This window comes from Streptomyces spinoverrucosus (genome assembly GCF_015712165.1).
GTDB lineage: Bacteria > Actinomycetota > Actinomycetes > Streptomycetales > Streptomycetaceae > Streptomyces > Streptomyces spinoverrucosus_A.
Genome location: NZ_JADPZX010000001.1, coordinates 5,179,367 through 5,192,249, shown reverse-complemented (window position 1 = coordinate 5,192,249; position 12,883 = coordinate 5,179,367). Strand labels below are relative to the sequence as shown.

Here is a 12,883-nt window from a genome sequence, read left to right as displayed (position 1 = left end):
GGATGTAGCTACGGCAATGTTGCTGCGGTTATTCATATCCTGACGAGATGAATAGAGCTAGTCAATAGCGGCGTCCCCCGACACGGCACCGCCGCGGATGTTTGGCTGGATGTATGGGCTCAGGCATCGACAGGACGGGGGACGACGTGCACGACGTTCATGAAGGTCAGGCGGGCGGCGCCGAGCGGTCGGTGCGGCGCGACGAGGCGGTGCGGGCCGCCGTGGAGCAGGGGCTGCTGGGGCCGGACACCCCCATCGCCGGGCTGCTCGACGTCACCGGCATCCGGGAGTCGGCGGCGCGGTTGCGTGCGGCGTTCGACGCGGTGGTGGCGCCCGGCACGCCCGTGCTGCACGCCTTCGCGGTGAAGGCGACCCCGCTGGTGCCGGTGCTGCGGCTGCTGCGTGACGAGGGCATCGGCGCGGAGGTGGCCAGCCCCGGCGAGCTGGCGCTGGCCCGGGCGGCCGGGGTGGCGCCGGAGCGAACGGTGCTGGACTCGCCCGCGAAGACCCCGGCGGAGCTGCGGGAGGCGCTCGCACTGGGGATCGCCGTCAACGCGGACAACCCGCAGGAGCTGGCCCGCATCGACGCCCTGATGCGGTCGGCGCCGAGCCGCTCCCCCATCGGGCTACGGGTGAATCCGCAGGTCGGCGGCGGTTCCATCGAGGCGCTGTCCACCGCCACGGCGACCTCGAAGTTCGGGGTGGCACTGCGGGACGAGGGGGCGCGCGAGTGGGTGGTACGGGCGTACGCCGAGCGCCCCTGGCTGACGCGGCTGCACGCGCACACCGGGTCGCAGGGCATCCCGCTGTCGCGGATGAGCGAGGGGGTGGCGGCGACGCACGCGCTGGCGGAGGAGATCAACCGGCGGATCGGGCGGCCGCAGGTCGACACGATCGACATCGGCGGCGGACTGCCGGTGAACTTCGCCTCGGAGGCGACGACACCGACGTACGCGCAGTACGCGCGGATGCTGAAGGAGACGGTGCCGGGGCTGTTCGACGGGCGGTACGGGCTGGTGACCGAGTTCGGCCGGTCGCTGCTGGCCAAGCACGGGACGGTGGTGGCGCGGGTGGAGTACGCCAAGAGCGCGGGCGGGCGGCCGGTGGCGGTGACGCACGCGGGCGTGCAGGTGGCGACGCGGACGGTGTACGCGCCGGGGTCGTGGCCGCTGCGGATCGCCGCGTACGACGGCAAGGGGCGGCCGAAGGAGGGGCCCGCGGTGGTTCAGGACGTGGCGGGACCGGCGTGCTTCGCGGGCGACCTGCTGGCCGAGGGGCGCGCGCTGCCACTGCTGGAGCAGGGCGACTACGCGGCGGCGCTGGACACGGGCGCGTACTACTTCGCCCACCACTACGCGTACAACTCCCTCGCCCGGCCGGGCATCTACGGCTTCGCCCCGGACGGGGCCGGTGGCGTGGCCTTCGCGACCGCGCGGACCGCACAGACGATCGACGAGATCGTGGCCGAGTCGGGCGGGGCGCACGCGGGCACGCTCACCGCGCTGCCCGAGCGGTGATCAACTCGCCTGCACATGGCGTCAGTTGACCCACCCTAGTCACTCGTCGCATGTTCCACTGGAAAATGCCAGAACGCTCACCTCTCGCACACACGTTGCGTAGTCTCAGGGTCACTCAGCCGAACCCAGGCAGGAGGGGAGTCCAGGGTGCCCGGAATCGACGAGTGCTTACTGGAGGCCATGCGGCTGCCCGGAGCCCGAGGAGCCGCACTGGTCGACTGGACGAGCGGACTGGCCCTGGGCACCGTCGGCGAGCCGCCCGGCGGCGACCACGAGGCGGCGGCCGCCGAGGCCGCTGAGCTGGCCCGGCTGGCCGCCGAACAGCGGGCGTTCGCACCGGGGGACGCCGAGGAGGGGGAGGCCGATCCGCCGGTCGAGGACCTGATCCTCAGCAACCGGGACAGCTACCACGTCCTGCGGTTCGTGCGGACGTCGTTCGACAGCAGCGTCTTTCTGCACCTGTGGCTGGCCCGGGCGGACGGCAACCTCGCACTGGCCCGGATCCGGCTGGGCGAGACGGCCGGACGGCTGGTGCTGGGATGACCATGGTCGGCACCACCCCGCCGCCGAGACTGCCGGTACGGGAAAAGACGGTCCGGCACCGGGCCGGCGGCGTCTCCCCGATGCTCACCCGCCTCGCCGCCGAGCGCGCCACCGGCGTCCTGGTCCGCGCGACCGGCACCCTGTACCTCGCCGAGGGGCGGGTCGTGCACGCCGAGAGCCCCCTCGCACCCGGTCTCGACGTGCTCCTGACGGCCCACGGCACGCTCGACGCGCAGGCCTGGCAGGACGCCGTCGACCGGGCCGACGAGCCGGACACCGCCGACCGCGTCCTCCTCGACGGCGGCCGAATCGCCCCGGGCGCGCTGGAGTTGTGTCACCTCAGCGCGCTGTACGACGCCGCGTACTTCGCGCTCGCGCCCAGCAGCACCCCGGGCCGCTTCCGGTACGGCACCACTCACTGGCTCGGTTCCGTGCACCCGGTCCCGGTCGGCGCCGTCGAACACGAGACGCTCCGCCGCCGCGCCCTGCTGCACCGCATCTGGCCGGACCCGACGACCGACAGCGCGCCCCTGGAACGCCTCGACACCGCCGCCGCCCCGGCGGTCGCACCCCGGCAGAGCGCGGTGCTGGCCCGCGTGGACGGCCTGCGCACGGCGGCGGACATCGCCCGCGACCTGGGCAGACCGGCCTTCCACACCCTGGTGGCCATACGCCGCCTGGCAGCAGCCGGCCTGGTGGCCCCCCGCCCGGCACCGCCGGACACGGACGCCCCCTGGCCGAAGCAGCCCCGCCCGGCACCACCCGGCACGGACGCCTCCTGGCCGAAGCAGCCCCGCCCGGCACCACCCGGCACGGACGCCCCCTGGCCGAAGCAGCCCGAGCACCCGGACCCGGACCCGGGCCCCGGTGCCCCCACCCCGCCCGGCCACCCCGCCCCCACAACCCCGGCCGACATCACACCCGTCGGCCCCCACTCCGCCCAACACTCCGCCCAACACCCGGCCCAACAGCCCGACATCGAACTGCTGAAGAGGGTCAGGGATGCGCTGGAGGCCCTTTGAGCGGCAGCAACCGCGACAGCCCGCACGCCGGCCGACGCCACCACAGCCGACGCCACCGCACCAGACGCCACCGCACCCCACGCCGCCCGCACCCACACCCCGACAACCGCCTCGACCGCCCGCCGAGAGGAGAGCCCTGATGGCGGTGGAACCCCCGATCCTCGACGAACTCCGCCGGCTGAGAGCCCGCGTCCCCCAACTGACCGGCGCCCTCGCCGCCAGCGTGGACGGCCTGGTCATCGCCCACGACACCCCCGGCGTCGAACCGGAGGGCCTCGCCGCGCTCACCGCCGCCGCACTCGGCGTCGCGGTCCGGGTCACGGACGCGACCGGCCGGGGCGAGCTGCGTGAACTGCTGGTCCGCGGCGTCCGCGGCTACGTGGCGACGTACGCCGCGGGCCACACCGCCGTACTGACGCTGCTCGCCGAGGACCGCGTCAACGTCGGCCGACTGCACCTGGAGGGCCGCCGCACCGGCGCCCGCATCGGCGAGCTGGTCGACAGCCTGCCCCCGGCCCCGCCCGTTCTCCCCGCCAAGCCCGCGACGGCCCCCACCACCCGCCAGAAGCCCGTCCGCCGAACTCCCCGCACCCCCACGAACGCACCCACCACCACGGAAAGTTGAGAGGAACCCAACCACCATGGCCAACACCGAGACCGCCCTGAAGGAAGCCCTCGCCTCCATCGAAGGCGCCACCGGAGTCGCCCTCGTCGACTACACCAGCGGCATGGCCCTCGGCACGATGGGCGGCAGCAAGAGCTTCGACCTCAACGTCGCCGCCGCGGGCAACACCGACGTGGTCCGCGCCAAGATGCGCACGATGGAACACCTCGGGCTCAAGGCCCAGATCGAGGACATCCTGATCACGCTGTCGGACCAGTACCACCTGATCCGCCTCCTCAGCGGCCGCGGCGGCAACGGACTCTTCCTCTACCTCGTCCTGGACGCCAAGCGCGCCAACCTCGCGATGGCCCGCCACCAGCTGCGCCGAATCGAGGAGCAACTCGAAGTCTGAGGCCCGCCGCTCAGACCAGCGCGGCGGTGCGGCGACGGGAACCGCCCGGCGCCGCGTCGCCCGCCGCGATGCCCGTGCTGCGGAAGGCCTTCACGGCCTTGCCGACCGGACGGCCCCCGCCACCGCCCAGGCCCCCGCTCAGCCAGTCGACGCGCACCCACAGCAGCTCCTCGGCGGCCCGCTCGCGCCGCCCGAGCCACGCCGCCTTCAGCCACAGCCCCACACCGCACCCGGCGAGCAGCATGCCGCCCGCGGCGGGCACGGCGAAGGAGCCGCCCAGCGCGGTGAGGAAGGCGAGCAGCAGCCACCAGCGGTGCCCGCGCCGCCAGTTGCGCACGGTCACTGCGCGGTCCTGGAGCACGTCCTGCTTGGCGGCGCGGGCGGCGCCGCGGGCGAGGGCGACATACCGTCCGCGGCGCGCGTACGCCACGAGGGCCGCCGCCAGGATGAACAGCACGGCCCCGGCCATGACGCCGATCCGGCGCCCCGTCAGGCCCGGCACCAGTACGCCGATGCCGGCCGCGAACACGCCCAGCCACCACAGTGGTGCGGCCCCGGCCCGTACGACGCAGGCCACCCGAGCCAGCCCCTGTCCTCCGCGCACCACGTTCAGCCTCCCGTCTCACGTGTCCAACGTTGCCTCAGGTCTGAAAACCTCAGAACCCTTAGACCTCTAGAACAGGCACGCTAGCGAGGCAAGGTGAGACGAGTCTGAGAAGCCGGCGGCGGCAACGTCACTCCACGAACAGCCCCCGCGCCGCCGCCCGCGCGTCGAACTCCTCAAGCCGGGCCTGCGCGTCCGGCAGGTCGTCGCACATCGCCTCCAGCAGCACCCGCCCCAGCAGCATCGGCGCGCACGCCGTGTCGAAGGCGAGCCCGGTGCCGACGGCGGCGGGCAGCAGCAGGTCGGACACCTTGGCGACCGGCGCGAAGGCCGAGTCGGCGACGGTCACCACCGTCAGCCCGGCCTCCTTCGCGTAGGCCAGGGTGTCCACGACCTCCCGGGGATGCCGGGGCAGCGCGAAGCACAGCAGCGCCGAGGCGCCCGCCCGTGCGGCGCCGTCGATCCGGTCGTGGATCATCGTGCCGCCCTCGTTGAGCAGACGTACGTCCGGATGGACCTTGGCGGCGAAGTACGCGAAGCCGTAGGCCTGGGAGGCGGCCGCCCTGAGGCCCAGCACCGGCAGCGGGCGGGAGGCGGCCAGCAGCCGCCCGGCGTCCTGCACGGGCCGGGGGTCGGCGAGCAGTTCGGCGAGGTGCTTGAGGTTCTCGATCTCGGCCTCGACGGCCTGCTGGTACTCGTTGTACGACGCCGCGTCCGCCGGTTGTTCGACGGGCGCGACCTCGCGCAGGTGCCTGCGCAGGGCGGGGTAGCCGTCGAAGCCGAGGGCGACCGCGAAGCGGGTCACGGACGGCTGGCTGACCCCGGCCAGTTCGGCCAGCTCGACGCTGGACAGGAACGGCACGTCGGCGGCCCGCCGCACCATGCTGTGCGCGATACGCCGCTGGGTCGGTGTCAGCCGGTGCCCCTCGAACAGCGCCTGCAACCGCGCCGCCGGGCTGTCCGGCACACCCGTGTTCGTGTCCGCGCTCATGACGTGCTCCCCCTCCAGATGTCCGTGAACCGGTCGAGCAGTTCGGCGGCCAGCGTGACGTCGTGCGTGAGCGGCCGGTCCGCCGGGTCCGCGTCCAGCACCGACTCGGCGAGTTCCAGCGCCCGGCCCGCCGGGAGGTCCGGTTCGGGCCGCAGGTCGCGCTGGCGCAACGCCCGTACGGCGGCGACGAGTTCGCAGCCGACGACGAGACGGTACGCGCGGCACGCGCGCAGTGTCTGACGTGCGGCGAGCGAGGCGAAGCTGGCCTGTTCCTCGACGCCTCGGGAGAGTACAGCGTGGCCGAGCGACGCGGGCGCGGAGAAGGCCCGCAGATCACCGAGGGCGGCGCCGGCGGCGTACTCCAGGATCATCACCCCGGAGGAGGCGGGCTCGTGGTCGGCGAGGAAGGGGCGCAGGCGGGTGAAGGCGGGCTCGTTCAACGTCGACAGCCGGGACGTCGACAGGCGGGCGACCTGCGTTATGGCGAGCCTGAAGTGGTCCAGGGCGAGGGCGAGTTGGGCCTGGTAGAAGCCGCCGTGGTGGTAGGCGGCCATGTCCTCGGGGGAGATCAGCGGGTTCTCGGCGGCCGCGTTGATCTCGACGGTGAGGACGTCTTCGAGGGCGTCGGCGGCGTCGTGCGCGGGGCCGTGGATCTGGGGCAGGCAGCGGAAGCCGTACGGGTCCTGGATGCGGCCGAGCGGCGGGTGCGGCCGATCGGCGGCGCCGATCAGCTGCCGCATCCGGCGGGCGACGTCGGCCGTGCCGCGGTGCGGGCGGGCGGCGTGCACGGGCGCGGCGTACGCCTCGTGGGAGCCGTCGACGGCGAGCAGGGACAGCGCGGCGACGACCTGGGTGGCGGCGAGCAGGCCCCGCAGTTCGTGCAGGGCGAGCGCGGACTGGCCGAGGGTGAGGGCGTTGCTGCTGATCAGCGCGAGCGCGTCGTTGTTGTCCAGCGGCTGCGCCTCGGGCGCGCCGACGCCCCGCCAGGGGTGCTCCCCCGCCAGCGCCAGGCCGACCTGCGCCAGCGCGGCGATGTCGCCGGTGCCGACCGACCCGAACTCGTTCACCACCGGGTACGCCCCGGCCGTCAGCGCCTCGCACAGCGCGGTGACGACGGAGGGCCGCAGCCCTGCGCCGCCCGCCAGCAGCTGGTTGGCGCGTATGGCGAGCATGGCCCGCACCTGCCGGGCGGGCAGCTCCTCGCCGATGGCGCCGGCGTGGCTGCGCAGCAGCCGCAGTCCGTGCGCGGCGGCGTCCTCGGTGGGCACGGGCTCGTTCCGGTTGGCGCCGACGCCGGTGGAGCGGCCGTACACGCGTCCGGTCGCGGCGATCATGCGGGCGGCGTCCCAGGACTCCTCCGCGCGCTTCAGCGCCTCGGTCCCGGGCACCGGCCGTGCGTGCCCGTCGGCCAGCCGGACGACGTCCGCGACACCCGCCCCACGCCCGTCGAGGACCACGAGGTCCGTCGCGGCACTCTCCGGGGCGTCCACGATTCGAGACGACATCACGCGCGAACCCTCCTCAATCCGGACACTTGATCTTGCCCACCGGTCATCCGTAACCACGGATTAACGTCGGAGCATTGACAACCTATTCAGACACCAAGAACTCTGCATGACGTTATACAGGCCGGGCAAGGGACATCTCATGATCCAGTTCGACGCGGTCCACAAGCGCTTCCCCAACGGCACCACAGCAGTTCACGACCTCACCCTCCGGATGCCGGAAGGCGGCGTGACCGTGCTCGTCGGATCCTCCGGTTGCGGCAAGACGACCACCCTGCGGATGATCAACCGGATGGTCGAACCGACCTCCGGCACCATCCGCGTCGGCGGCAAGGACGTCCAGCGGCAGGACGCCGCCGAGCTGCGCCGGTCCATCGGCTACGTCATCCAGCAGTCGGGCCTCTTCCCGCACCGCACGGTGCTGGACAACATCGCCACCGTGCCGCTGCTGCTCGGCTGGGGCCGCCGCAAGGCCCGCGCGAAGGCGGCCGAACTCCTCGAAACCGTCGGCCTGCCCGCCGAGACCGGCCGGCGCTACCCGCACCAGCTCTCCGGCGGCCAGCAGCAGCGCGTCGGCGTCGCCCGCGCGCTGGCCGCCGATCCGCCCGTGCTGCTGATGGACGAGCCGTTCGGCGCGGTCGACCCGGTGGTCCGCACCCAGCTCCAGGACGAACTGCTCAGGCTCCAGAAGGAGTTGAGCAAGACCATCGTCTTCGTCACGCACGACATCGACGAGGCCGTCCGCCTGGGCGACCGCATCGCGATCTTCCGCACCGGCGGCCACCTCGTCCAGTGCGCCCCGCCCGCCGAACTCCTCGCCCGTCCCGCCGACGACTTCGTGGCGGACTTCCTCGGCGCCGAGCGCGGCCTGAAGCTGCTCTCGCTCAGGGCCCTGGCGCCCGTCCCGCAGGGCGCGGCACCGGAAGGCGGCACCTGGACCCTCGTACTCGACGAGGCCCGCAGGCCCCTGCACTGGGCCGCCGACGACACCCGGCTCCCCGTACGACCACTGCGGGACACCGACTCCCTGCTGTCCGCGCTCAACGAGTCGGTCGCCTCCCCCACCGGCCTCGTCGCCCGCGTCGACGCGGACGGCGTCCTCACCGGCGTCTCCTCCCGCGACGACATCCACGAGCACGCGAACCGGGCGCACGGCGAGGTACTGGCCGCATGACCATCGACTGGTCGTGGATATCCGACCACACCGACGACCTCACCGCCCTGACCGTCTCCCACCTCCAGGCGGCCCTCACCGCGGTCCTCCTCGGACTGCTGATCTCGCTCCCGCTGGCCGTCGTGGCCCACCGGATCCGCCCCCTGCGCGGCTTCCTGCTCGGCCTGTCGAACGTCCTGTTCACCATCCCGTCGATCGCGATCTTCGTGCTGCTGCTCCCGGTCAGCGGCCTGACCCGCACCACCACCGTCATCGGCCTGACGATCTACACCCTGGTCGTCCTGCTCCGGAACACCGTCGAAGGCCTGGACTCGGTCCCGACGAAGACCAAGGAAGCGGCGCAGGCCATGGGCACCCGCCCCCTGCGCACCCTGCTCACGGTCGAGTTCCCGCTGGCCCTCCCCGTGATCATGGCGGGCGTCCGCATCGCCACCGTCATGTCGATCTCCCTCGTCTCCGTGGCGACCTACATCGGCGACGGCGGCCTCGGCCAGCTCTTCACCGACGGCTTCCAGCGCAACTTCCCGACCCCGGTGATCGCGGGAGTGGCCCTCACGCTGCTCCTCGCGGTGGTCGCGGACGCGCTGCTGGTGGCCGTGCAGTACGTACTGACCCCGTGGACGAGGCGGCGAGCCTGAGATGTACGAACTCCTCACGAACCTCGGCACCTGGCTGACCAGCGGCGAACAGTGGTCGGGCCCGGACGGCATCGCGCACCGCCTGGCCGAACACCTCCAGTACTCGTTGCTGGCCACCCTCATCGCCGCCGCGATCGGCCTCCCGCTGGGCCTGCTCATCGGCCACACCGGCCGGGGCGCCTTCCTCGCCATCAACCTGGCGTCCTTCGGCCGCGCCCTGCCCACCGTCGGCCTGGTCGTGCTGGTCTTCCTGGCCAGCGGCCTGTCCATGTGGCCGGTGTACGTCGCGCTGGTCGCCCTCGCGGTCCCGGCGATCGTCACCAACACGTACGCGGGCATGACGGCGGTGGACCCCGACGTCCGCGACGCCGCCCGCGGCCAGGGCATGCGCGGCCACCAGGTACTGCTCCAGGTCGAGTTGCCGCTCGCCCTGCCCCTGATCATGACGGGCCTGCGCCTGGCACTCATCCAGGTCGTGGCCACGGCGACCATCGCCGCGTACGTCTCCTTCGGCGGCCTCGGCCGGTACGTCTTCGACGGCCTCGCCCAGCGCGACCTGGTGCAGGTGCTCGGCGGCGCGGTGCTGGTCGCCGTCGTCGCCATCGCCCTCGACCTCGCGCTCTCCGCCCTCCAGCGCGCCCTCTTCCGACACCGCACCGCGTAGGGAACCCCGACATGAACCGTCGTACGCTCCTCGGCGGCCTGTTCGCCGCAGGCTCCGTCACCGCCCTCTCCGCCTGCGCCGGCGGCATCACCTCCCTCGAAGGCGAGGGCACCACCACCTCCGGCGGCGGCTCCAGCAAGGGCGGCCTCACCATCGGCACGGCCAACTTCACCGAGAACCAGGTGCTCGGGTATCTGTACGCGGCCGTCCTGGAGGCCGCCGGGGTGAAAACGACCGTCCGCCCCAACCTCGGCACCCGCGAGATCCTCATCCCCGCCATCCGGGGCGGCGACATCGACCTCCTCCCCGAGTACCAGGGCGCCCTGCTGCACTACGTCGACCCCAAGGCGACGGCGACGGAGGAGGGCGAGATGCAGAACGCCCTCACCATGGCTCTCCCCGCCGGCCTCCAGGTGCTGCCGTACGGCAGGGCGGAGGACTCGGACGCCTTCGCGGTGACCCGGGAGACGGCCCAGAAGTACGGCCTGACCTCCCTGGCCGACCTGAAGAAGCAGAACGGCAGGCTGGTCATCGGCGCGGCGCCGGAGGTGAAGAAGCGTCAGGTGGGGGTCGTCGGCCTCAAGGACGTATACGGCGTCGAGTTCAAGGAGTTCAAGTCACTCGACTCCTCCGGACCACTGGTCAAGGGCGCCCTGAAGAAGGGCGACGTCGACGTGGCCAACCTCTTCACCACCGACACCGACATCCAGGAGAACGACTGGGTGGTCCTGACCGACCCGAAGAACCTCGTCCCCGGCCAGCACGTCGTCCCCCTCATCGCCGACCGCAAGGCCGACTCGACGGTCCGCAAGGCGCTCGCCGAACTCGGCAACGTCCTCACCACGGCCGACCTCACCGAGCTGAACCGCCAGGTCGACAAGGACAAGAAGGACCCGGAGGAGGTGGCGAACGCCTACGCCGAGCGCAAGGGCCTCGCGGCGACCGGCTGACCCGTCGCCGACACGGGGGCTAACCCCAGTGCGGTCGGCGTCCGCGCTGCCTACCGTGAAGGGCATGAGCGGAATGGACGCGCGGGACACCGAGCTGAAGAGGGAACTCAACGCCACCCTGCAGGCGCGCAGGGAACTGGGCGAGGAGTACGAGTCCGCGCTGGTCGACTCGTTCCTGGAGAAGGTCGATCAGCGCATCGACGGGGCCGTGGAGCGCCGGCTGCGGCGGCAGCTGGCCGAGCAGCAGATGGTGGTGGCCCGGGACTCGCGGTCGTCGAAGCCGACGGACTCCTGGGGCGAGCGCTTCGGCTTCGGCATCGTCTCGCTGGTCCTGGCGGTGCCGCTCTCCGCGATCGGCGGCGGCGTGGCCGACCTGCCCGGCCTGCTCGTCGCCTGGGCCGGCATCGTCGGCGTCAACGCCTTCCAGGCCGCCCGCGTCAACCCGGGGCTGTTCGGCAGGCGCCGCCATGCGAACAAGGACAGCGACTGGGAAGACTGACCCCGGAGACACAGCGGGGGAAAAAGCTATGCGCGGGGACCGCCGCACCCCCGTTGCCGGGGGGCGGGACGACGGCGGTCCCCGCGAGGGACGCGGGCCGGGTCAGGGCCAAGCCTGCGCGTCCGTGGCGTCCATGGAGGTCCGGGAGCCGCTCCGGAGGTCCTTGGCGCCTTACGGGCCGGCCTGGGCGGGGAGCCGCTCCCGCCCTGCCGACACCCACTAATGTGCAGGACCCGTGTTAAGCGGGTGCTGCGCGAACGTGACGCGCTCGTACCACTTCCGAGAAGACCAACAAACGCGCACGTCACCGCAAGTTCGCCGCCAACATGGCCCGTTCACCGGCGGTTTGCCGCTACTTCGCGGTCTTGGCGAGGAAGGCCAGCAGGTCCTGCCGGCTGATCACACCCTTCGGCTTGCCCTCCACGAGGACGATCGCCGCGTCCGCCGTACCGAGCACGGACATCAGGTCCCCGACCGACTCGCCGGAGCCGACCTGCGGCAGCGGCGCCGACATGTGCTTCTCCAGCGGGTCGTCGAGCGAGGCGCTCTTGGTGAACAGCGCGTCCAGCAGCTCCCGTTCGACGACCGAGCCCACGACCTCGGCGGCCATCACGTCCGGGTGACCGGCGCCCGGCTTGACGATCGGCATCTGCGAGACGCCGTACTCGCGCAGCACCTCGATGGCCTGGCCGACCGTCTCGTCCGGGTGCATGTGGACCAGGGACGGCATGGCGCCGCCCTCCTTGTCGTTGAGCACATCGCTGACGCGGGCGCTCGGACCGGTGTCCTCCAGGAAGCCGTAGTCGGCCATCCACTCGTCGTTGAAGATCTTGCTCAGGTACCCGCGTCCGCTGTCCGGCAGCAGTACGACGACCACATCGTCCTCGCCGAGCCGCTCGGCGACCCGCAGCGCGGCGACCACGGCCATCCCGCACGAGCCGCCGACCAGCAGTCCCTCCTCCTTGGCGAGACGCCGGGTCATCTGGAAGGAGTCCTTGTCGGACACGGCGACGATCTCGTCGGCGATCGTCCGGTCGTACGCCGTCGGCCAGAAGTCCTCACCGACGCCCTCGACGAGGTACGGCCGCCCGGACCCGCCCGAGTACACGGAACCCTCGGGGTCGGCGCCGACGACCTTGACCCGGCCGTCGCTGACTTCCTTCAGGTAGCGCCCGGTCCCGGAGATGGTGCCGCCGGTGCCGACGCCGGCCACGAAGTGGGTGATCTTCCCCTCCGTCTGGTCCCACAGCTCGGGGCCGGTCGAGTGGTAGTGGGACAGCGGGTTGTTGGGGTTGGAGTACTGGTCCGGCTTCCAGGCGCCCGGCGTCTCGCGCACCAGCCGGTCGGAGACGTTGTAGTACGAGTCCGGGTGCTCCGGCGCGACGGCCGTCGGGCAGACGACGACCTCGGCGCCGTACGCCCGCAGCACGTTGATCTTGTCCGTGGACACCTTGTCGGGGCACACGAAGATGCACTTGTAGCCCTTCTGCTGCGCCACGATCGCCAGCCCCACCCCGGTGTTGCCGCTGGTCGGCTCCACGATCGTGCCGCCGGGCTTGAGCGCGCCGCTCTCCTCCGCGGCCTCGATCATGCGCAGCGCGATGCGGTCCTTCACGGAACCGCCGGGGTTGAAGTACTCGACCTTGGCCAGGACGGTCGCCCTGATGCCCTTGGTCACGTTGTTGAGCCTCACCAGCGGGGTGTTGCCGACGAGACTGATCATCGAGTCGTGGAACTGCACCGTTGTCTCCGGATGCTGC

Annotated in this window: 14 protein-coding genes; 10 read left to right on the top strand and 4 right to left on the bottom strand. The window is 72.3% G+C overall.

Annotated features, from left to right (window positions below):
- Positions 1 to 113 precede the first annotated feature (113 nt).
- The 5 genes from I2W78_RS23625 to I2W78_RS23605 all read left to right on the top strand — a co-directional run bounded on the left by I2W78_RS23625 (position 114) and on the right by I2W78_RS23605 (position 4,098).
- Positions 114 to 1,517: a diaminopimelate decarboxylase gene (locus I2W78_RS23625; RefSeq protein ID WP_196462272.1), complete on the top strand. Its 1,404-nt coding sequence runs from the start codon at positions 114 to 116 to the stop codon at positions 1,515 to 1,517.
- 147 nt (positions 1,518 to 1,664) lie between these two features.
- On the top strand, positions 1,665 to 2,060 hold the full coding sequence (locus tag I2W78_RS23620) for a hypothetical protein (protein ID WP_196462271.1): 396 nt from the start codon (positions 1,665 to 1,667) through the stop codon (positions 2,058 to 2,060).
- Positions 2,057 to 3,082, top strand: a complete 1,026-nt coding sequence (locus tag I2W78_RS23615; RefSeq protein WP_196462270.1) for a transcriptional regulator — start codon at positions 2,057 to 2,059, stop codon at positions 3,080 to 3,082. The genes I2W78_RS23620 and I2W78_RS23615 overlap by 4 nt, the downstream gene beginning before the upstream one ends.
- Positions 3,083 to 3,221: 139 nt before the next feature.
- Positions 3,222 to 3,707 carry a roadblock/LC7 domain-containing protein gene (locus I2W78_RS23610; RefSeq protein ID WP_196462269.1) on the top strand — a complete coding sequence of 162 codons (486 nt, stop codon included), beginning with the start codon at positions 3,222 to 3,224 and terminating at the stop codon, positions 3,705 to 3,707.
- A 16-nt stretch (positions 3,708 to 3,723) separates the two neighbouring features.
- Positions 3,724 to 4,098, top strand: a complete 375-nt coding sequence (locus tag I2W78_RS23605) for a hypothetical protein (protein WP_196462268.1) — start codon at positions 3,724 to 3,726, stop codon at positions 4,096 to 4,098.
- 10 nt (positions 4,099 to 4,108) lie between these two features.
- Here the strand turns inward: I2W78_RS23605 and I2W78_RS23600 are convergent, their stop codons facing one another.
- From I2W78_RS23600 to I2W78_RS23590, 3 genes are all read right to left on the bottom strand, one after another.
- Complete coding sequence (locus I2W78_RS23600; RefSeq protein WP_196462267.1) at positions 4,109 to 4,705, bottom strand: hypothetical protein; 597 nt, start codon at positions 4,703 to 4,705, stop codon at positions 4,109 to 4,111.
- 127 nt (positions 4,706 to 4,832) lie between these two features.
- Positions 4,833 to 5,693 (bottom strand): MurR/RpiR family transcriptional regulator, encoded by an 861-nt coding sequence (locus I2W78_RS23595; RefSeq protein WP_196462266.1) that lies wholly within the window; start codon positions 5,691 to 5,693, stop codon positions 4,833 to 4,835.
- Positions 5,690 to 7,198, bottom strand: a complete 1,509-nt coding sequence (locus I2W78_RS23590) for an aromatic amino acid ammonia-lyase (RefSeq protein ID WP_196462265.1) — start codon at positions 7,196 to 7,198, stop codon at positions 5,690 to 5,692. The genes I2W78_RS23595 and I2W78_RS23590 overlap by 4 nt, the downstream gene beginning before the upstream one ends.
- A gap of 142 nt (positions 7,199 to 7,340) precedes the next feature.
- Here I2W78_RS23590 and I2W78_RS23585 point away from each other — a divergent pair, with 142 nt between their 5' ends.
- The 5 genes from I2W78_RS23585 to I2W78_RS23565 all read left to right on the top strand — a co-directional run bounded on the left by I2W78_RS23585 (position 7,341) and on the right by I2W78_RS23565 (position 11,123).
- Entirely contained in the window at positions 7,341 to 8,372 is a 1,032-nt protein-coding gene (locus I2W78_RS23585) for an ABC transporter ATP-binding protein (protein WP_196462264.1), read from the top strand.
- Positions 8,369 to 9,010, top strand: coding sequence for an ABC transporter permease (locus tag I2W78_RS23580; protein WP_196462263.1), 642 nt, complete (start codon positions 8,369 to 8,371; stop codon positions 9,008 to 9,010). The genes I2W78_RS23585 and I2W78_RS23580 overlap by 4 nt, the downstream gene beginning before the upstream one ends.
- 1 nt (position 9,011) lies before the next feature.
- Positions 9,012 to 9,674, top strand: a complete 663-nt coding sequence (locus I2W78_RS23575; protein ID WP_196462262.1) for an ABC transporter permease — start codon at positions 9,012 to 9,014, stop codon at positions 9,672 to 9,674.
- Between the two features lie 11 nt (positions 9,675 to 9,685).
- Positions 9,686 to 10,624 carry an ABC transporter substrate-binding protein gene (locus I2W78_RS23570; protein ID WP_196462261.1) on the top strand — a complete coding sequence of 313 codons (939 nt, stop codon included), beginning with the start codon at positions 9,686 to 9,688 and terminating at the stop codon, positions 10,622 to 10,624.
- 73 nt (positions 10,625 to 10,697) lie between these two features.
- Entirely contained in the window at positions 10,698 to 11,123 is a 426-nt protein-coding gene (locus I2W78_RS23565; protein ID WP_196464689.1) for a hypothetical protein, read from the top strand.
- Positions 11,124 to 11,475: 352 nt separating this feature from the next.
- Here the strand turns inward: I2W78_RS23565 and I2W78_RS23560 are convergent, their stop codons facing one another.
- Positions 11,476 to 12,864, bottom strand: coding sequence for a cystathionine beta-synthase (locus I2W78_RS23560; RefSeq protein WP_196462260.1), 1,389 nt, complete (start codon positions 12,862 to 12,864; stop codon positions 11,476 to 11,478).
- Between the last annotated feature and the right edge of the window lie 19 nt (positions 12,865 to 12,883).

What these genes read in the sequence shown, in the direction of transcription:
- I2W78_RS23625 (WP_196462272.1), top strand. Translation starts at nt 114, where the DNA reads ATGGGCTCAGGCATCGACAGGACGGGGGACGACGTGCACGACGTTCAT.
- I2W78_RS23615 (WP_196462270.1), top strand. Translation starts at nt 2,057, where the DNA reads ATGACCATGGTCGGCACCACCCCGCCGCCGAGACTGCCGGTACGGGAA.
- I2W78_RS23610 (WP_196462269.1), top strand. Translation starts at nt 3,222, where the DNA reads ATGGCGGTGGAACCCCCGATCCTCGACGAACTCCGCCGGCTGAGAGCC.
- I2W78_RS23605 (WP_196462268.1), top strand. Translation starts at nt 3,724, where the DNA reads ATGGCCAACACCGAGACCGCCCTGAAGGAAGCCCTCGCCTCCATCGAA.
- I2W78_RS23595 (WP_196462266.1), bottom strand. Translation starts at nt 5,693, where the DNA reads ATGAGCGCGGACACGAACACGGGTGTGCCGGACAGCCCGGCGGCGCGG.
- I2W78_RS23590 (WP_196462265.1), bottom strand. Translation starts at nt 7,198, where the DNA reads ATGTCGTCTCGAATCGTGGACGCCCCGGAGAGTGCCGCGACGGACCTC.
- I2W78_RS23585 (WP_196462264.1), top strand. Translation starts at nt 7,341, where the DNA reads ATGATCCAGTTCGACGCGGTCCACAAGCGCTTCCCCAACGGCACCACA.
- I2W78_RS23580 (WP_196462263.1), top strand. Translation starts at nt 8,369, where the DNA reads ATGACCATCGACTGGTCGTGGATATCCGACCACACCGACGACCTCACC.
- I2W78_RS23575 (WP_196462262.1), top strand. Translation starts at nt 9,012, where the DNA reads ATGTACGAACTCCTCACGAACCTCGGCACCTGGCTGACCAGCGGCGAA.
- I2W78_RS23570 (WP_196462261.1), top strand. Translation starts at nt 9,686, where the DNA reads ATGAACCGTCGTACGCTCCTCGGCGGCCTGTTCGCCGCAGGCTCCGTC.
- I2W78_RS23565 (WP_196464689.1), top strand. Translation starts at nt 10,698, where the DNA reads ATGGACGCGCGGGACACCGAGCTGAAGAGGGAACTCAACGCCACCCTG.